Origin of the sequence: Streptomyces sp. NPDC059740 (assembly GCF_042733155.1) — a bacterium.
Taxonomy (GTDB): domain Bacteria; phylum Actinomycetota; class Actinomycetes; order Streptomycetales; family Streptomycetaceae; genus Streptomyces.
The window spans coordinates 150960-168942 of record NZ_JBHWGP010000008.1; the positions used below are offsets into that span (position 1 = coordinate 150960).

The window sequence follows — 17983 nt, forward strand, 5'->3', positions numbered from 1 at the left end:
TCCGGACCGGCCGAAGGCCGCATGCCGGGGTGGGGCGCCGATGCCCCACCCCGGCAAGGTGCGCCCTCGATAACGTGAAGAAAAGTTACGCCACTCGCTCGCGCCCCTGAGGCGTCACCGCAGGAGTGAGCCCGCGCGTCCTCCATCTGGTCGGGGCCGTGGGCTTCCATGACGCTGCCATCAGCCCCTGGGCGGCCGATGGAGGCGGCTACGGCTCTCCCGTCCCCCGTCGCGCACCGGTGGCAGTGTCCAGACCCAGCGACTCTCGCAGCATCCTGCCAGCTTCCTCCACCGCCCCTACGAACGCTTCTTCTTCCGCGCGACGCCTTTCCTCCAGCACCTTCCGGAGTTCATCAGCGATGATGCGCGCGTCCCCCTTACTCCACTTTTCGATCACGGAGGCCGGGACCAACCGCGCCCGAGACAGTCGGTCAGACAGTTCCCGTTGGATATCTACCAACTTGCCGTCATCCACGATGCAACCCCCTGTGCCCCTCAAATAGAGTGCAAGCTCTATCGCCCTCTCGGTCATAGGCAGGGCAATCCTTCAGTTGCACCATTTCGTATATGCCGCCAACCCAGCGCACCCAAATCTCAGACCCTAGAGAAGCGTCCATGGCCACGCCGTAGTGCAAACCACCATGCCCAGCATGAAGGCAGCAAATCGCCTCATGAGGCGTTCCGTCTTCACCCTCGCCCCCCGCAGCGAGCGCTTGCACCACGGCCACCGGTCCGAGCCTAAAGATCTCACAACATGACATCCGGACTTGCCCAGTTGTGACCATCTCTCTTACTAACTTTTGCGCAAAGACTGGATATTTCACGCACTCTTGAACCACCTGCGACGGAAGCACCGGAAAGCGCACGACAGGTTCCCACCCGGTCACTTGCATTTCCTTTCCTCTACACCACTCAACTTGTCTTCTACTGAGACTTCGAAGGGACGAGGCGCGAAGCCAACAACCCTCTCCTTCTCCACCATTTTCCGTATGACTTCCAGAGAGGCAGCCTTGTACTCCTTCGTGCCCCACTCAGTCGGGAACACCGAACTGCTTCTCCGCGACATGAAGGGGCTCGAAACAACCCGGTCGGTGACATGACGCCACCAGAGGCGACGCATCTCAAACCTGAGAATCACCCGCCATTCACGCCAAAGCAATCTGAGTGACCTCAACAATCGTGCTGGATTCCGCCCACGCTCAGAGGGGTGTACCATCCGGCGTCGCAGTCGCATAATTCCTCCTCAGCGCCAGGGCTTTAGGAAGTCGGGGGAAATTACAGGTGACCGCAACCCGCACAACCGAAGAGATATGCGAGTCCCGCACCCACCATCGATATGTAGAGGGGTCCCGCGTGCCTGTACGCCCAAGCGCGTAAGTGCCTCACCTGCGCTCCCCCCGCTTACACCGGGGGCACTGGCAGGGGGGCCAGACGGCCGTACTGGGAGGCGCTGGAACCGGAGAGACCTCACGTCGACCCCTGACCACATGACGACGGCCGTCAACGCCAACCCTGTACACCGTCAGCGTCATCATGAGCGCGCCTCAATCCATGCGGCCAGCTCATTCACGTGATCCGCGCGGGCCGCCCCCAGGTCCACCGTCGCCACCCCTTGCCAGGGGAAGCCTCCTTGGACGTTCGGGAGGGCGAGCCCCTGACGCCTCAACGCTTCGTTCAGTCGCTCAGCAGCTTTGCGCCCCTCCCCCAACGCGGTTGACTCCCGCGTGCAGTGATCCCCCATCTTCGGATCCTCCCTGGTAGGCGCCATGTCCCAACGCGGCGATCGATCACGGATGGTCACCCGTCCGTCTCTGTACGTGCCTAGCGTCGCGGCGCCCATACACCGTGGCTAGTGTGATGTCTAGTGTGAAGTTGCCGATGGACAGGGGGTGTTGGTGGCGTACACGCCAACGCGGAGGGAGGATGCACGTATGCGGATGTGCATCGGGGAGCTGATCAAAGACCTGCGCGGAGTGCGTGGACTGTCGCAAAGCGGACTGGCCGACGAGATCAACAAGCGATACGGCACCACGCTTGGTCGCGAGTACGTGAGCGGCTGGGAGCTCGGCAAACACCGCCCTGGAAAGTTCTACCTGTCGGCACTCTCGGCCGTCCTCGACGCCCCCATTGCTGCACTGGCGAAAGAGGATGAAGTGAGAAGAAGAAAATTCATCGCGGATTTGGCCGGAACGGCCATAGCTCCCGTGATTGCATCTGATCTACTCGCCTCCGGTTTCGCTGCACGCCTGAGCGGCGGGCCTTCAGAAGACACATGGGAAGAGAAGCTCTCGACCTACGGCACTGAATACATGAGTTTGGGCGCCGCCGACATCCAACGTCGCGTCTCTCGGGAACTGGTCGTCGTACAACAACAACTGGACAGTCGCCACGCGTGGTCAGTGGCTGCCCGCCTTATGACCCTCTACGCGAAAACCTTTCCAGGCAGTGACGGCGCCAAGGCGGTTTCCTGGTATCGGATGGCAGCCCAGGCCGCAGACGAATCCGGCGACACTCATACTCGGGTGTGGGTGAGGGGGCGTGCAGCCATCGCACTCGGCTACGAAGGGGCGTCTTTGGGAGTCGCCGACGTGCTGGCAGATCAAGCAATGGCCATTGCCGACAAACCGTCGCTAGGACTGTTGAACGCGGTTATGGGCAAGGCTCACGCAGCAGCTATTCGTGGGGATCACGATTCAGCCAAAACCCTGCTGCATCAAGGGTTGCATTCGTTCGACAAGGCCGGAAGCTCGGAACAAACCTCTGACTACGCCGTACCGTACTGGCGCATGAATGTTTTCACCAGCCTCCTCCTGGCGCGCATGGGGGACGAAAAGGGTGCGGTAGCCGCCCAGGAAGCAGCCAGGGCCGAACTCCCCAAGAGCCTTCCCCGCTTCGCTACCCACCTAGAGATGCATCGTGGCTTGATGCTCGCCAGGGCAGGAGACAAGCAGGGAGGCATTGCATACGCTCAAAAAGCGCTTGATGAACTGCCGCCCGAAAAACACAGTCTGACGCTCAGAATGCTTATGGACGAGATTAAAGTATGAGGGTCGAACCGACCGGCCACGGGTTGTACCTCACCTGACAGTGAGGGTTGTAGGGGGCCGCTCCATCGAAGGAGGGGCCCTCACACGCTGTGGGGTTGCTGCGACAAAGCCCACTCGTCGTGGGAGTGGGCTCTCCGCGTCCAACAGCGACGATAGAGGCATGGCACATCTCGTAGACATGGCGACCGCCCTGCGGCCTCGTCCCCCGTCGCCCGTGCAGGAGCTGCGCGACAACCGGTTCACCAGCCGAGGTCTACGACTCCTGCTCAAGCGTGACGACCTGATCCATTCCACAGTTCCCTGGGACAGCAGTGCACTTGGACCAGTGGACCTGTACCCTCCGGGCAACAAGTGGCGCAAGCTCGTCCCGAACCTCTCCGCCGCCCGCGCCGCCGGCCACACCACCGTGCTGACGTTCGGCGGTGCCTACTCCAACCACCTGCGGGCCACCGCGGCCGCGGGGCGGCTCCTGGGCCTCGCCACCATCGGCGTGGTGCGCGGCCACGAGCTGGCCGACCGCCCGCTCAACCCGTCCCTGGCGCGCTGCGCGGCTGACGGCATGCGGCTGCACTTCGTCGACCGCGCCACCTACCGGCGCCGCGGCGAGCCCGAGTTCCTGGATGCGCTCCAGGAGCGCCTGGGGCCGTTCTTCGCCGTGCCCGAGGGCGGCAGCAACGCGGCGGCCGTCCACGGCTGCGCGCTGCTGGGCGAGGAGATACGCGGGACGGCGGACGTGGTGGGGGTGGCCTGCGGGACGGGCGGCACCCTCGCCGGGCTGGCCGCCGGACTGGGCGAGGGCACACCGGCGCTGGGCTTCCCGGTGCTGCGCGACGAGAGCCCCGAGCACTTCCTCGCCGCCGGGGTGCGCGGGCTGCAGACGGCGGCCTTCGGCGGCCCGCGCGGCAACTGGTCGCTGGAGAGCCGGTTCCACGGCGGCGGCTACGCCCGCCGCAGCCCGGCTCTCCTTGCCTTCGCCGAGGACTTCGAGCGGCGGCACGGCCTCCGGCTGGAGGCGGACTACGTCGCCAAGGCGCTGTGGGGGCTGGTGACGCTGGCCGAGGAGGGGGCCTTCCCGGCCGGCACGCGGGTGATGGCGGTGGTGACGGGCCGCCCCGAGCCGTGGGACGCGCCCGCCGGGGAGCGGGGCGCTGCCGCCGCCGGCTCCCCTCACTCCTCCTCGCGGTAGGCCGCGGCCTCCTCCAGGTCCAGCCGGCGCAGCAGGGTGCGCAGCATCTCGTCGTCGATGCGGCGGGCGTCACGCAGTTGGACGAAGACGCGCCGTTCGGTGTCGATCAGCTCGCCGGACAGGCGGCGGTAGGTGGCGTCCGCCGACTCCCCGGTCTCCTCGTTGACCGAGCCGAGCCGCTCCCACACCGAGTTGCGCCGCCGCTCCATCACGGTCCGCAGCCGGTCGGCCAGCGGCCCCGGCAGGGCGTTGCGGGGGTCCTCCAGCAGTGCGGCCAGGCGGGCCTCGGCCGCCTGTGAGGCCTCGTTCTGCGCCTGTGCCTCCACCAGGGTGACGCGGCGCTCGTCGGGGCCGGTCAGGTGCAGGGCGCGGATGAGGGGCGGCAGCGTCAGGCCCTGGACGACGAGCGTGCCGATGACGGTGGTGAAGGTGAGCAGCAGGATCAGCTCGCGGGCCGGGAAGGCGCCGCCGCCGTGCACGGTGTGGGGGACGGAGAAGGCGATGGCCAGCGACACCACTCCACGCATGCCCGCCCAGCCGACGACGGCCGCCGACTTCCAGGTGACCTCGGGCTCCCGGCGGCGCACCCGTGCCGACAGCAGCCGCGGCAGGAACGTCGCGGGGAAGACCCACACGAACCGCGCCGCCACCACGCAGCCGAAGACGACCACCGCGTACCAGGCCACCCGGGCCCCGCCGATCCCGCCGATCTCGCGCAGCACCACGGGCAGCTGGAGCCCGATGAGCGCGAAGACCGAGGACTCCAGGATGAAGGCGACCATCTTCCACACCGCCTGCTCCTGGAGCCGGGTCTCGAAGTCGACCTGCCAGGAGCGGTGTCCCAGGTAGAGGGCGACGACCACGACGGCGAGGACCCCTGAGGCGCCGACCTGCTCGGCGGCGGCGTAGGCGACGAACGGGATGAGGAGGGAGAGGGTGTTCTCCAGCAGCGCCGAGTCCCGCAGGGCGCGGCGCAGCCAGTGCAGCGGGACCATCAGCACCAGCCCGACGCCGATCCCGCCGAGCGAGGCCAGCGCGAACTCGCCCACGCCGCCGGCCCAGCTCGCGCTCTCGCCGACGGCCGCGGCCACCGCCACCTTGTACGCGGTGATCGCCGTCGCGTCGTTCACCAGCGACTCGCCCTGGAGGATGGTGGTGATGCGGCTGGGCAGGCCGAGGCGGCGGGCGATGGCGGTGGCCGCCACGGCGTCCGGCGGGGCGACGACGGCGCCGAGCACCAGCGCGGCCGTCAGCGGCATCCCGGGCACGACCAGATAGGCCACCGCGCCGACCGTGAGCGTCGCGAAGAGCACGTACCCCACCGAGAGCAGCGCGACGGGGCGCGCGTTGGCCCGAAGGTCCAGGTAGGAGCTCTCCAGGGCCGCCGTGTGCAGCAGCGGGGGGAGCACCAGCGGCAGGACCACGTGGGGGTCGAGGGTGTAGTCGGGCACCCCCGGCAGGTAGGAGACCGCGATGCCCGCGGCGACCAGCAGCAGCGGGCCGGGCACCGGGGTGCGCCGCCCCACCCCGGCGACGGCGGCGCTCCCGGCGACCAGCAGCAGCAGCGGCATGAGGTCCATCGGTTCCGCCTCCTGGAGGTGGTGGGTACGGGCCGGGCCGGCGTGCGGTCGCGGGTCCGGGTCGCCGGGCGCGACCGTGCGGGTGAACGGCACTGATCTTCGCAGGGCGGCGGCGTCCCTGCGGGCAGGGCGGAGTTCCGGCACGGGCGCGGTCCGCCTGGCCGCCGGCGGGCGCAGGTCACCGGCCGCCGGGCCCGCCTTCGCCTAGGCTGGCGGGGAGGGCGGCGCCCGCCGGCCGGCGTGGGAGCCGGTACCGGGAGCCGGACGCACGGCGCTGGGAAGGAGCGGGGAGATGAAGGGGTGCGCGCACACCGGGGGCCTGCCGGAGCCGGAGCCCGCGGCGCAGGAGGCGACCTGTCCCGAGTGCCTCAGGCTGAACAGCCACCCCGTCCAGCTGCGGATGTGCCTGGAGTGCGGTTTCGTCGGCTGCTGCGAGTCCTCGCCCTACCAGCACGCCACCGGCCACTTCCAGGAGACGGGGCACCCGGTGATGCGCTCGCTGGAACCGGGTGAGTCCTGGCGCTGGTGCTACGTGGACGCCCGGCTGGTCTGAGGGGCCGGTCAGGAGCGCCGCCCCGGTCCGCTCCCGCACGTGCCCGTGCGCGGCAGCCGCCTGTCGGGGTCCGCCCGGGCACCGCTTACCCTGGCTCGCATGATCCGTCCCGCCACCCCCGCCGACGTCCCCGCCCTGCACACCATGATCCGTGAACTCGCCGACTACGAGCGGGAGCTGGAATCGGCCAGGGCCACCGAGCGGCAACTGCACGACGCCCTCTTCGGTGAGCACCCCGCGGTGTTCGCTCTGATCGCCGAGGCGGACACGGAACGTCACGAAACCGTGGGCTTTGCGTTGTGGTTCCGCAACTACTCCACGTGGACGGGAACACACGGAGTACACCTGGAGGATCTGTACGTCCGGCCGGCGGCGCGCGGTGGCGGGCACGGCAAGGCGCTGCTGACGGAGCTGGCGCGGATCTGCGTGGAACGCGGGTACGAGCGTTTCGAGTGGTCAGTCCTGGATTGGAACGAACCCTCCATCGGCTTCTACCGGTCGATCGGCGCCCAACCCGTGGACGGATGGACGGTTTTCCGGCTCACTGGAGGGGCATTGCACAACCTGGGGGCTCCGGTGGGCGTCAACGGAGCGTAGTCAGGCTGAAATTGGGTGCACCGAACCCCTAGCCACGTTCCGTACCCGTGGGCTTACAATAAGTGACAGCGCGGACGTGCGGGACTCAATGCGGCGGTGCACGCGTTGAGGCAGGAAGGGGCTGGCCTGAAGAGGGCCGGTCCACCGCCGCCCGAGCCGGGGCGGGTGCCGTACGTGGCGCCGGTCCGGGCGCGGGCGACACCGCCCCGTCGATCGCGATAGCGTCACAGGCGAACCACATGCCGTACCGGTCAGCCTCCCCCTCCGCCTGTCGGGTGGGGACACCGCGGGCACGGTACGCATACCAGCTCAACCAGCTTGTGCCCACTTGGAGGTGAGGGTGTCCCAGATCGCAGGCGAGCCCGGGATCCAGGACTTCGTGGAAGTCCGGCTGCCCGCTGCGGGTGCCTACCTGTCGGTGCTGCGTACGGCCACCGCCGGCCTGGCAGCCCGCTTGGACTTCACCCTCGACGAGATCGAGGACCTTCGGATCGCGGTCGACGAGGCGTGCGCGATCCTACTCCAGCAGGCCCTGCCCGGTTCCGTACTGAGTTGCGTCTTCCGCTTGATCGACGACGCGTTGCAGGTGACCGTGTCGGCACCGACGACCGACGGCCGCGCCCCCGAGCGCGACACCTTCGCCTGGACGGTGCTCTCCGCGCTGGCCGGCAAGGTGGACTCGTCGGTCGCCGAGGACCAGACGGTCAGCATCAGTCTCTACAAGGAGCGCGGCGCCGGTCCTGGACCGTCATGACCGAAGAGGGGGCCCCGTGAAGGATCTTGAGCACGGCGCACGGACGGCACCGGGCGCGAGCATTCCCGAGCAGCAGGCCTGGCCGCATCCGGTGCCCGTCGACGACCTCGGCCACCTGCCGGCCGGCTCGGCACAGGCGCAGCGGGCGGAGCAGGCGGACCACAGCGAGCAGCGGCAGTACCGGCAGGATCCGCACATCCCGCAGCACCCCCAGGACCTCACGGAGACCGCCGACGGCACCACGGTGCACGGCACCCAGCACGCCGCCGACGTGCCGGAGGCCTCCGGCGCCCCCGAGGTGCGGGAGTCCGCGACCGAGCGCAGCGGGGCCCGCGCCCTCTTCTACGAACTGCGGGCGCTGCCCGTCGGCTCCCCGCAACGGGCGGAGCTGCGCAACACGCTGGTGCGGATGCACCTGCCGCTGGTGGAGCACCTGGCCCGGCGCTTCCGCAACCGCGGTGAGCCGCTGGACGACCTCACCCAGGTCGCCACCATCGGCCTGATCAAGTCGGTGGACCGCTTCGACCCCGACCGGGGCGTGGAGTTCTCCACCTACGCCACCCCCACGGTCGTCGGGGAGATCAAGCGCCACTTCCGCGACAAGGGCTGGGCGGTGCGGGTCCCGCGCCGCCTCCAGGAACTGCGCCTGTCCCTGACCTCCGCCACCGCCGAGCTCTCCCAGCGCCACGGCCGGGCCCCCACCGTCCACGAGCTCGCCGAACAGCTGGCGATCTCCGAGGAGGAGGTCCTGGAGGGGCTGGAATCGGCCAACGCCTACAGCACGCTTTCGCTGGACGTGCCGGAGACCGACGACGAGTCGCCCGCGGTCGCCGACACCCTGGGCGCCGAGGACGAGGCCCTGGAGGGCGTGGAGTACCGCGAGTCCCTCAAGCCGCTGCTGGAAGGGCTGCCGCCGCGGGAGAAGAAGATCCTGCTGCTGCGCTTCTTCGGCAACATGACCCAGTCCCAGATCGCCCAGGAGGTCGGCATCTCCCAGATGCACGTCTCCCGGCTGCTGGCACGGACCCTGGCCCAGCTGCGCGACAAGCTGCTGGTCGACGAGTGAGAGCGGACTGACAGCGACGCCGTGACCCTGGTGGGCCACGGCGTCGCTGTGTACCGGCTCGCTCCACGCGGGGCCCGAAGGCTCCCACGGCCTTCCGCGAACGCCGCGGCCTGCCCTCTCCCCCGGCGGCAGGTGCCACCTCAGGGGCCCGGGCCCGTTCCTGTGCCCGGAAGGTCACCGACGGGGCGCGCGCCTCCGTCGGTGGGGCCTGTGCGCCGCTGCGGGGCGTCTCAGGCGCGCGGGCCGATGCCCAGCGCCTCGGTGGCCGTCGGGTTCACCAGGAGCACCAGGACGGCCACGGCGGCGACGGCCACGGCCACCCCCGCCACGATCAGCACCCCGCCGGCACCCACGAGCGTCCACGCCACCGGCAGCGCCACGATCTGGGTGATCAGGGCGGGGCCCCGGCTCCAGCGACGGCGCAGCCGCAGCCCGTAGGACGCGATCAGCGGGAGGAGCGCCAGCGCGACGATCGTCACACCACCCATCTCCGCCTGGTCCGGGCTGTCGGGACGGCCCGTCAGGCCCATGACGAGCATGGTGGCGCCCAGCACCGCCAGCACGGCGCCCTCCAGAGCGGTCAGCGCCGCCGCGGCGGTCAACCGTGCGGGCCTCGGCTCACTGGTGGGGGCGACGGCCTCCGTCACGACCTCGGCCGGCGGCTGCTCCCTCTGCTTCTGCTTACTGCTCACCTCTGCAGGGTAGCCCCGGCGCCTGCGCTTCCCCGGCTCCCGGACGGATCCCCGCGAGACCTCCGGAGACCTTCATCACCCCTCCACGCGGTCCACCGGTGACACGGCCGGGGCGGCTCCCCGGCCGTCGCTTCGCTCATCGCGGGACGTCGTCGGTGCGCCGGCCGCACCGCACCCCGGCCCCTTCCGGCCCTCGCCGCCCGCGCCGGGCCCGCCGGTCCGGGCCCGCCCGGGACGGCGGGCGCACCCCCGTCGGCGGGGCGGCTGCCCGGCGGCCGGATACTCTGGCCGGTATGCGCGCGCTCCTCGTGGTCAACCCGGCCGCCACCACCACCAGTGCCCGCACCCGCGACGTGCTCGCCCACGCACTCGCCAGCGACCTGAAGCTGGAGGTGGCACAGACCCGGTACCGCGGTCACGCGCGGGACCTGGCCCGGCAGGCCACCGAGTCGGGCGAGATCGACCTCGTCGTCTCCCTCGGCGGGGACGGCACCGTCAACGAGATCGTCAACGGTCTGGTGGCCGACTCCCCCTCCCCCCAAACGCAGCCGCGGCTCGCGGTGGTCCCCGGCGGCTCCACCAACGTCTTCGCCCGCGCCCTCGGCCTGCCCAACGACGCCGTCGAGGCGACGGGCGCGCTGCTGGACGCGCTGCGCGACGGCAGTGAGCGGACGGTGGGTCTGGGGCTGGCCTCCGGCACGCGCGGCACCGAGGACGAGGCGGCCCCGGCCCGCTGGTTCACCTTCTGCGCCGGGTTCGGCTTCGACGCCGGGGTGGTGGGCCGGGTGGAGCGGCAGCGGGAGCGCGGCAGGCGCTCCACCCACGCGCTCTACGTCCGCCAGGTGCTCCGGCAGTTCACCGGCGAGGCGGGCCGGCACGGCGCGATCACGTTGGAACGCCCGGGCGAGGAACCGATCACGGGTTTGGCGCTGTCCATAGTGTGCAACACGGCTCCGTACACGTTCCTCGGAAACCGCCCCATCTACCCCGCCCCCAAGGCATCGTTCGAGACGGGGCTCGACGTCTTCGCGCTGTCCCGGATGTCGACCGCGTCACTCACCCGTTACGCCACGCAACTGATCACCTCCACCCCCGAGCGCGGTCCTGCCGGAAAGCACGCACTCACACTTCATGACCTGACGGACTTCACCCTTCGTTCACCTGCCCCGCTGCCCTTCCAGATCGACGGCGACCACCTCGGGGTGCGCCGGAGCGTGACGTTCACAGGTGTTCGCCGTGCACTGCGTGTGATTGTGTGAGCAGCAGCGCCAAAACTCCTTCTACTCGAACGTTTAGGCTGCCCTCCACCCCCTAGAAGTACGGCTGTGACCTAGTCGACACCGAGGAATCAAAAAAAAGTTTCCGGAAGGGGTTGTATCCGCCGCCGAGGTTTGCGAGTCTCTTCATGGCGCTCGGGACGGCAGCCTTCCGCAGTCCCCATGAGAGCCCGAATCCCCCTCCTCATCCTTTAGGGAACCCCCGTCCCGTGCGGGAGTCGCCCCTTCTCTTGCGGAGGGATTCGTGAAAGCGTTCACATTCACAAGCAAGTCCCCGTAACGAGGAGATGGAGCAGCCATGGACTGGCGTCACCGCGCCGTTTGCCGCGAGGAAGACCCCGAGCTCTTCTTCCCCATCGGCAACACCGGTCCTGCGCTGCTGCAGATCGAGGAAGCCAAGGCTGTCTGCCGCCGCTGCCCTGTGATGGAGCAGTGCCTGCAGTGGGCGCTCGAGTCCGGCCAGGACTCCGGCGTCTGGGGTGGTCTCAGCGAGGACGAGCGCCGCGCAATGAAGCGCCGCGCCGCTCGCAACCGGGCGCGTAACGCGAGCGCCTGACCTGGTTTTTCACCACCCACGCGCTTCCAAGCCGCAGCGCGCAGTGCCCCTGACGCCCCTAGGGCGTCGCCCAGGGGCCCCAGCAAGACGACGACGCGAAGAGCCCCGGTCACTGACGACCGGGGCTTCTCGCTTTTCAAGATCGCGTTTCTTACCGCCTTTTCCCGCTAATCGCTCTTCCGTGCAGACCATTCCTCACAAGGGCGATATCCGCGGCCTCTTGCCATCGCCGCACCGGTAACGCCTCAACGCTTCGCGGGGCGCACCGGCATGTCGAGGAGAACCTGCGTCCCGCCTTCGGCGGCCGTCACCATGTCGAAGGCGCCGCCGAGTTCACCCTCGACGAGGGTGCGCACGATCTGCAGGCCCAGGTTGCCGCTGCGGCGGGGGTCGAAGCCCTCGGGCAACCCACGGCCGTCGTCCTGCACGGTGACCAGGAGGCGGGGCTGTGTCCGGTCCCCGCCGCGGACCGCGGTGACCTCGACCGTGCCGTGCTCCCCGGGGGCGAAGGCGTGCTCCAGGGCGTTCTGCAGCACCTCGGTGAGCACCATCGACAGCGGGGTGGCCACCTGTGCGTCGAGCACACCGAAGTTGCCGCCGCGCCGGGTGGTCACCTTGCCCGGGGCGATCTCCGCGACCATGGCCAGCACCCGGTCGGCGATCTCGTCGAACTCCACGCGCTCGTCGAGGTTCTGCGAGAGGGTCTCGTGGACTATCGCGATGGAACCCACCCGGCGCACCGCCTCGTTGAGCGCCGCCCTGCCCTGGTCGGAGTCGATGCGCCGGGCCTGGAGGCGCAGCAGGGCGGCCACCGTCTGGAGGTTGTTCTTCACCCGGTGGTGGATCTCCCGGATGGTGGCGTCCTTGGTGATCAACTCGCGCTCGCGGCGACGGAGTTCGGTGACGTCCCGGAGCAGGACGAGCGAACCGCTGTGCGTCCCCTTGGGCTTGAGCGGGATGACCCGGAGCTGGATGACGCCGTCCTCGCCCTCCACCTCGAACTCCCGCGGCGCCCACCCGCTGGCGAGCTTGGCCAACGCCTCGTCGACCGGACCCTGGGCCGGCGCGAGCTCGGCCGTCGTGCGGCCCAGGTGCTGGCCGACCAGGTCGACGGCGAGGCCGAGTCGGTGGTAGGCGGAGAGGGCGTTCGGGCTGGCGTACTGGACGAAGCCGTCCGCGTCCAGCCGCACCAGACCGTCCCCGGCACGCGGCGAGGCGTCCATGTCGACCTGCTGGTCGGGGAAGGGGAAGGTGCCGGCGGCGATCATCTGGGCCAGGTCCGAGGCGCTCTGGAGGTAGGTGAGCTCCAGCCGGCTGGGGGTGCGGACGGTCAGCAGGTTGGTGTTGCGGGCGATCACCCCGAGGACGCGGCCCTCCCGGCGCACCGGGATGGACTCCACCCGGACCGGGACCTCCTCGCGCCACTCCGGGTCGCCCTCGCGCACGATGCGCCCCTCATCCAGGGCGCTGTCCAGCATCGGGCGCCGGCCGCGGGGGACGAGGTGGCCGACCATGTCGTCCTGGTAGGAGGTGGGTCCGGTGTTCGGCCGCATCTGGGCGACGGAGACATAGCGTGTGCCGTCGCGGGTGGGGATCCACAGGACCAGGTCGGCGAAGGACAGGTCGGACAGCAGCTGCCACTCCGAGACCAGCAGGTGCAGCCACTCGAGGTCGGAGTCGCTGAGGGCGGTGTGCTGGCGGACCAGTTCGTTCATGGAGGGCACACGGTGAGCCTACCCACCGGCTCGCCCCCGGGCGGCGGGCGGCCACTGCCGGACCGGGCCGGGCGGCGCACCGCCCCGGGGGAGGCGGCCACTGCGGCATTCCGGTGCCGCCGGGGGCTCTCCGGCGTTTTCCCAGGTGTACGGGCATGGACAGCACCAAATGGTCTAGTCCACAATGGGGGCGTTCCAGTCGTCCGCTCTCCCCGCACAGGAGGGCGGCAGCGAGGACGAGCAGCGCTCTCTGCCCTGACTGCCTGATCGTCCTCTCGCACGCCGGCCGCGACCCGACGCCGTGAGGACCGCACACCTCACCGCGGCGGTGGCCGGTGGAAGCTCCGGGCTGCGGTGCCGGACGGGCTGAGGGTCCCGTCCCGGCGCCGCGGCCCGCGGGTGTCCCGTCCCGGGCGCCCCTCCCCCACCACGCCGGCCCCGGCCCCGCTCCGGCGTCCCGTCCATCGAACCGGGCTCCGTGGCCGCTCCCCGCCTCCGCCGTGCTCCTCGCCGCGCCGCCCACCACGCGCAAGCCCCCGGCGGGCAGTGGGTACCCCACCCGGGTGGACGCGCTCACGGTGTTCCGTCCCGCGCCCCGGCGGGCCCGCGTCCACGTGCCGGGTGCGGCCCTCCGAGCGGCCCGGCGAACCCGGCCGCAACAGGGCCCACGGCGGCTCCTCGGCCGTCACGGGGCTCTGCTAAATTGGTCTATACCACATCGGGTTGAGTGAGTCCTCTCTTCAGATCGGCAGGCTTAAGCGTGGAAGTTGTCATCGTCCCGGACGCGAAGGCAGGCGGCGAGCTGATCGCCGAGGCCATGGCGGAACTGCTGCGGCGCAAGCCCGAGGCCGTCCTCGGGGTGGCCACCGGCTCGACGCCGCTCCCCGTCTACCAGGCGCTGGCGGCCCGGGTGCAGGCGGGCGACGTGGACACCTCCCGGGCCCGGGTCGCCCAGCTCGACGAGTACGTCGGCCTCCCCGCCGAGCACCCCGAGTCCTACCGCTCCGTGCTGCGGCGCGAGGTGCTGGAGCCGCTCGGCATCCCGGCCGGCTCGTTCCTGGGCCCCGACGGCACCGCCGCCGACATCTCCGCGGCCTGCGAGGCCTACGAGGCCGACCTGGCCCAGGTCGGCGGCGTCGACCTCCAGCTGCTGGGCATCGGCACCGACGGCCACATAGGGTTCAACGAGCCGTGCTCCTCGCTCGCCTCGCGGACCCGGATCAAGACGCTCACCGAGCAGACCCGCGTCGACAACGCCCGGTTCTTCGACGGCGACATCGACCAGGTGCCGCAGCACGTCATCACCCAGGGCATCGGCACCATCCTGGAGGCCCGCCACCTGGTGCTGCTGGCCACCGGCGAGGGCAAGGCCGAGGCCGTCGCGCAGACGGTCGAGGGCCCGGTGTCGGCCTTCGTGCCGGCCTCGGCGCTCCAACTGCACCGGCACGCCACCGTCGTGGTCGACGAACCGGCCGCCTCGAAGCTGAAGCTCGCCGACTACTTCCGCCACACCTACGCCGCCAAGCCGCGGTGGCAGGGCCTGTGAGGCCGCGCCTCACCGACGCGGCGAAGGGCCGGACCACCCCTGCCGGGTGATCCGGCCCTTCGCCGTGCCGGTCTGCACGGTCCGCGGCAGGTCCGCTCAGAGGCCGGCGAGCACCTCGGCGGCCGCCCGCCCGCACACCCGGGCGGCGCCGTGCGTGGCGATGTGCAGGGCGCCGCGCGGCGGGGCCTGCGGCACGCCCATCTCCACGACGACCGTGTCGGGACGGGCGGTGGTCAGGTCCTCGACGACCCGTGCCATCCAGGGGTGCCGGTGCGCGTCGCGGACGACGGCCACCACCCGGCGGCCTGCTGCCGCCCGCAGGATCTCCTGCGCCGTGACCCCGTCGGAGAACGCCCCGGTCAGTGTCCCGGGGAGCAGTTCGCCGAGGTCCGCGCCCACCCCCCACGGTGTCGCGTCGCCCACCGCGATGTTGGCGACGGGCGCCAGGGCGGCGACGAACGGCGCCTCGACAAGGGGTGTGAAGCCGTCCCTGCCGGTGACCACGAGCGCCCGGCGAGCCGCCCGCAGCCCCACCTCCGGGTCGGCCTCGATCCGGCCGGCGCCGCTCCCGGCCTGCCCCGCGGTCCAGGCGGCCAGCGCCCTGACCCGCTCGGCCGCCTCGGCCAGCCGCTCCTCCGCCAGGTCGCCGCTGCGGACCGCTGCCACCAGCGCGTCGCGCAGCCGCCGGACGGTGTCGTCGTCGGCCAGGCCGCCGCCCACGCAGAGCGCGTCGGCGCCCGCCGCGAGCGCCAGGACGCTGCCCCGCTCGATGCCGTAGGTGGCGGCGATCGCCCGCATCTCCAGCCCGTCGGTGACCACCAGCCCCTGGTAGCCGAGTTCCTCCCGCAGCAGCCCGGTCAGGATGCGCCGCGAGACGGTCGCCGGTCCCTCCGCATCGAGGGCGGGGACCAGGATGTGGGCGCTCATCACGGCCTTGGTTCCGGCGGCCACGGCCGCGCGGAAGGGCAGCAGGTCCCGGGCGCGGAGCGTTGCGGCGTCCGCGTCGATGCGCGGCATGTCCAGGTGGGAGTCGACCGCGGTGTCGCCGTGGCCGGGAAAGTGCTTGGTACAGGCGGCCACCCCCGCCGACTGGAGCCCGCTCACGTAGGCGGCGGTGTGCCGGGCCACCAGGTCGGGGTCGGCGCCGAAGGACCGCACGCCGATGACCGGGTTGAGGGGGTTGGCGTTGACGTCCGCCGAGGGCGCCCAGTTCAGGTTCACGCCGCAGGCGGCCAGGCGCCGGCCCAGTTCGGTCGCGACCGCGCGGGTCAGCTCGGTGTCGTCCACCGCGCCCAGCGCCAGGTTGCCGGGGAAGGACGAGCCCTGGTGCACCTCCAGGCGCGTGACGTCGCCGCCCTCCTCGTCCACGGCCACCAGGACGTCCGCGCGCTCGGCCCGGAGCTGGGCGGTGAGCCGGGCGAGTTGCTCGGGGTCGCGGACGTTGCGGCCGAAGAGCCCGACCGAGGCGAGGCCCTCGCCGAGGCGGCGCAGCAGCCAGTCGGGGGCGGTGGTGCCGGTGAAGCCGGGTTGGAGGACGGCCAGGGCGTCACGGGTGAGGGTGTCGGAGGTGGAGGCGAGCGTGGTCATCGGGCGGTCATCCCTTCACCGCGCCGGCGGTCAGGCCGCCGACCGCCTTGCGCTGCAGGAACAGGAAGAGGACCAGGATCGGGAGCGCGAACAGCGAGGCGGCGGCCATGGTGGCGCCCCAGTCGTCCCCGAAGGCGGTCTGGAACTGCGAGAGCCACAGCGGCAGCGTGCCCTTCTCCGCGTCCTTGTTGAGCACCAGGACCAGCGGGTACTCGTTCCACGCGGTGATGAACCCGAACAGGGAGGTCGCCATCAGCCCCGGGGCCAGCAGCGGAAAGATGACCTTGACGAAGGCCTGCGGGCGGGTGCAGCCGTCGACCATGGCCGACTCCTCCAGCTCCCTGGGCACGGCGGCCACGTAGCCGCGGAGCGTGAGCAGCGAGAAGGGCAGCACCATCAGCGTGTAGAAGCAGATCAGCGGGACGAGGCTGTTGAGCATGTCCGCGTCGCGCACGATCATGTAGAGGGAGATCACCATGACCTCCCAGGGCGCCATCTGGGCGAGCATGAACGTCAGCAGGACGCCGCGGCGGCCCTTGAACCGCATCCGTGCGACGGCGAACGAGCCGGCGAGCGCGACGACCAGCGAGATGCCGACGGACGCCAGCGTGACGAGCGCGGAGTTGCCCACCAGCGTCCAGAAGTGCGGGGCGTCCACCGCCCGCTGGAAGTGCTCCAGCGTGGCGTGGAGCGGGAACCAGACGGGGGTGTCGGTGATGATGTCGCCGGTCTGCTTGAACGCCGTGGTGAACATCCAGTAGACGGGGAAGGCGAAGACGACGGTCAGCACGATCGCCGTGGCGTTGGGCCAGATCCGGCCGAGCAGCGAGCGCCTCACAGCTCACCCTCCTCTTGCTTGAGCGTCAGGCGGAGGTAGTAGCCGGTCAGGGCCACCAGGACGATGATCGTCAGGACGGAGATCGCCGCGCCCGCGCCGAAGTGCTGGTTGCCCACGCCCTCGGTGTAGGCGTAGATGGGCAGCGTCTCGGTGAGCCGGTCGGGCCCGCCCCCGTTGATGGCGAAGACCTGCGGGAACGCCTTGAAGACCCAGATGACCTCAAGGAAGGTGGTGGCGAGGAAGAAGGGCCGCAGGAAGGGCAGGGTGACATGGGTGAAGACCTGCCAGGCCCCGGCGCCGTCCATCCGGGCCGCCTCGTAGAGTTCCTTGGCGATGGTGGTGGTGGCCGCGTAGAGGTTCAGCGCCACGAAGGGGACGGACTGCCAGACGATCAGGAGGATGATGACGGTGAAGGTGGAGAACTGGGACCCCACCCAGTCGTAACGGGCCATCGAGTGCCAGCCGAGGTGGTCCAGCACCCAGTTGGCCACGCCGCCGCGCGAGTCGAAGAGCCACTGGAAGACGGTGGTGGCGGCGACGGTGGGCACGGCCCAGGCGAGGACCAGGCCGCTGGAGAGCACGATGCGCATCCGCTTGCCCAGACGGGCCAGCAGAAGGCCCACCGCGGTGCCCAGCACCATGATCAGGACGACGTTGACGGCGGTGAAGACGACAGTGCGGACCACCACCCGCCAGAACTCGCCCTCGAAGATCTGCCGGTAGTTCTCGACGCCGTTCCAGACGGTGAGGTGCTGGATCAGCTCCCTCATGTTCAGGCTCTGGAAGGACAGCAGGAAGTTGCGGACCAACGGCCAGCCCAGCAGGACCGCCGTGCCCGCCAGCGCCGGGAGCAGCAGCAGGTAGGGCGTCAGGTTCCGGGCCGCTCTCCGGCCGCGCGCGCGGCCCGGGTCCGCCGTCGGTGGGGCGCCGCTGTCGACCGGCGGCGGCGTGGCACCCACCGCCGTGTCCTGGGTCTGCACTGACATGGT

General features: G+C 70.5%; 15 protein-coding genes. 9 read left to right on the forward strand and 6 right to left on the reverse strand.

Annotated features, from left to right (window positions below; all coding sequences use genetic code 11):
• Positions 1-1937 precede the first annotated feature (1937 nt).
• A complete protein-coding gene (locus ACFV3R_RS13050; protein ID WP_385580527.1) occupies positions 1938-3047 on the forward strand; it encodes a helix-turn-helix domain-containing protein in 1110 nt (369 codons plus the stop codon).
• 160 nt (positions 3048-3207) lie between these two features.
• Positions 3208-4233 (forward strand): 1-aminocyclopropane-1-carboxylate deaminase/D-cysteine desulfhydrase, encoded by a 1026-nt coding sequence (locus ACFV3R_RS13055; protein ID WP_385580254.1) that lies wholly within the window; start codon positions 3208-3210, stop codon positions 4231-4233.
• Here ACFV3R_RS13055 and ACFV3R_RS13060 read toward each other — a convergent pair.
• Positions 4215-5813 (reverse strand): Na+/H+ antiporter, encoded by a 1599-nt coding sequence (locus ACFV3R_RS13060; RefSeq protein WP_385580530.1) that lies wholly within the window; start codon positions 5811-5813, stop codon positions 4215-4217. The genes ACFV3R_RS13055 and ACFV3R_RS13060 overlap by 19 nt on opposite strands.
• A gap of 292 nt (positions 5814-6105) precedes the next feature.
• Here ACFV3R_RS13060 and ACFV3R_RS13065 point away from each other — a divergent pair, with 292 nt between their 5' ends.
• The 4 genes from ACFV3R_RS13065 (at position 6106) to ACFV3R_RS13080 (ending at position 8783) form a co-directional block, all read left to right on the forward strand.
• Complete coding sequence (locus ACFV3R_RS13065) at positions 6106-6366, forward strand: UBP-type zinc finger domain-containing protein (protein ID WP_385580257.1); 261 nt, start codon at positions 6106-6108, stop codon at positions 6364-6366.
• Positions 6367-6465: 99 nt separating this feature from the next.
• Entirely contained in the window at positions 6466-6963 is a 498-nt protein-coding gene (locus ACFV3R_RS13070; RefSeq protein WP_385580260.1) for a GNAT family N-acetyltransferase, read from the forward strand.
• A 340-nt stretch (positions 6964-7303) separates the two neighbouring features.
• Positions 7304-7717 carry an anti-sigma regulatory factor gene (locus tag ACFV3R_RS13075; protein ID WP_385580263.1) on the forward strand — a complete coding sequence of 138 codons (414 nt, stop codon included), beginning with the start codon at positions 7304-7306 and terminating at the stop codon, positions 7715-7717.
• A gap of 16 nt (positions 7718-7733) precedes the next feature.
• On the forward strand, positions 7734-8783 hold the full coding sequence (locus tag ACFV3R_RS13080; protein ID WP_385580266.1) for an RNA polymerase sigma factor SigF: 1050 nt from the start codon (positions 7734-7736) through the stop codon (positions 8781-8783).
• A 230-nt stretch (positions 8784-9013) separates the two neighbouring features.
• Here ACFV3R_RS13080 and ACFV3R_RS13085 read toward each other — a convergent pair whose 3' ends face one another.
• Positions 9014-9475 carry a hypothetical protein gene (locus tag ACFV3R_RS13085; RefSeq protein WP_385580269.1) on the reverse strand — a complete coding sequence of 154 codons (462 nt, stop codon included), beginning with the start codon at positions 9473-9475 and terminating at the stop codon, positions 9014-9016.
• 293 nt (positions 9476-9768) lie between these two features.
• Between ACFV3R_RS13085 and ACFV3R_RS13090 the strand changes: the two genes are divergently transcribed.
• Together ACFV3R_RS13090 and ACFV3R_RS13095 are read left to right on the forward strand one after the other, a co-directional pair.
• Entirely contained in the window at positions 9769-10734 is a 966-nt protein-coding gene (locus tag ACFV3R_RS13090; protein WP_385580272.1) for a diacylglycerol/lipid kinase family protein, read from the forward strand.
• Between the two features lie 316 nt (positions 10735-11050).
• Positions 11051-11308 (forward strand): WhiB family transcriptional regulator, encoded by a 258-nt coding sequence (locus ACFV3R_RS13095; protein WP_003983230.1) that lies wholly within the window; start codon positions 11051-11053, stop codon positions 11306-11308.
• 245 nt (positions 11309-11553) lie between these two features.
• Here the strand turns inward: ACFV3R_RS13095 and ACFV3R_RS13100 are convergent, their stop codons facing one another.
• Positions 11554-13023 (reverse strand): sensor histidine kinase, encoded by a 1470-nt coding sequence (locus ACFV3R_RS13100; RefSeq protein WP_385580533.1) that lies wholly within the window; start codon positions 13021-13023, stop codon positions 11554-11556.
• Between the two features lie 760 nt (positions 13024-13783).
• On the opposite strand from ACFV3R_RS13100, the gene nagB reads away from it, so the two are divergent.
• Entirely contained in the window at positions 13784-14569 is a 786-nt protein-coding gene (gene nagB, locus ACFV3R_RS13105) for a glucosamine-6-phosphate deaminase (protein ID WP_385580280.1), read from the forward strand.
• Between the two features lie 96 nt (positions 14570-14665).
• On the opposite strand, the gene ACFV3R_RS13110 is transcribed toward nagB, so the two are convergent.
• Genes ACFV3R_RS13110 through ACFV3R_RS13120 form a run of 3 tightly spaced genes read right to left on the reverse strand, consistent with a single transcriptional unit; the run spans position 14666 to position 17980 of the window.
• Positions 14666-16156, reverse strand: a complete 1491-nt coding sequence (locus ACFV3R_RS13110; RefSeq protein ID WP_385580283.1) for a glycoside hydrolase family 3 protein — start codon at positions 16154-16156, stop codon at positions 14666-14668.
• A gap of 7 nt (positions 16157-16163) precedes the next feature.
• Positions 16164-16994 (reverse strand): carbohydrate ABC transporter permease, encoded by an 831-nt coding sequence (locus ACFV3R_RS13115; protein WP_385580286.1) that lies wholly within the window; start codon positions 16992-16994, stop codon positions 16164-16166.
• Complete coding sequence (locus ACFV3R_RS13120; protein WP_385580289.1) at positions 16991-17980, reverse strand: carbohydrate ABC transporter permease; 990 nt, start codon at positions 17978-17980, stop codon at positions 16991-16993. Before ACFV3R_RS13120 ends, ACFV3R_RS13115 begins: the two co-directional genes overlap by 4 nt.
• Positions 17981-17983 lie beyond the last annotated feature (3 nt).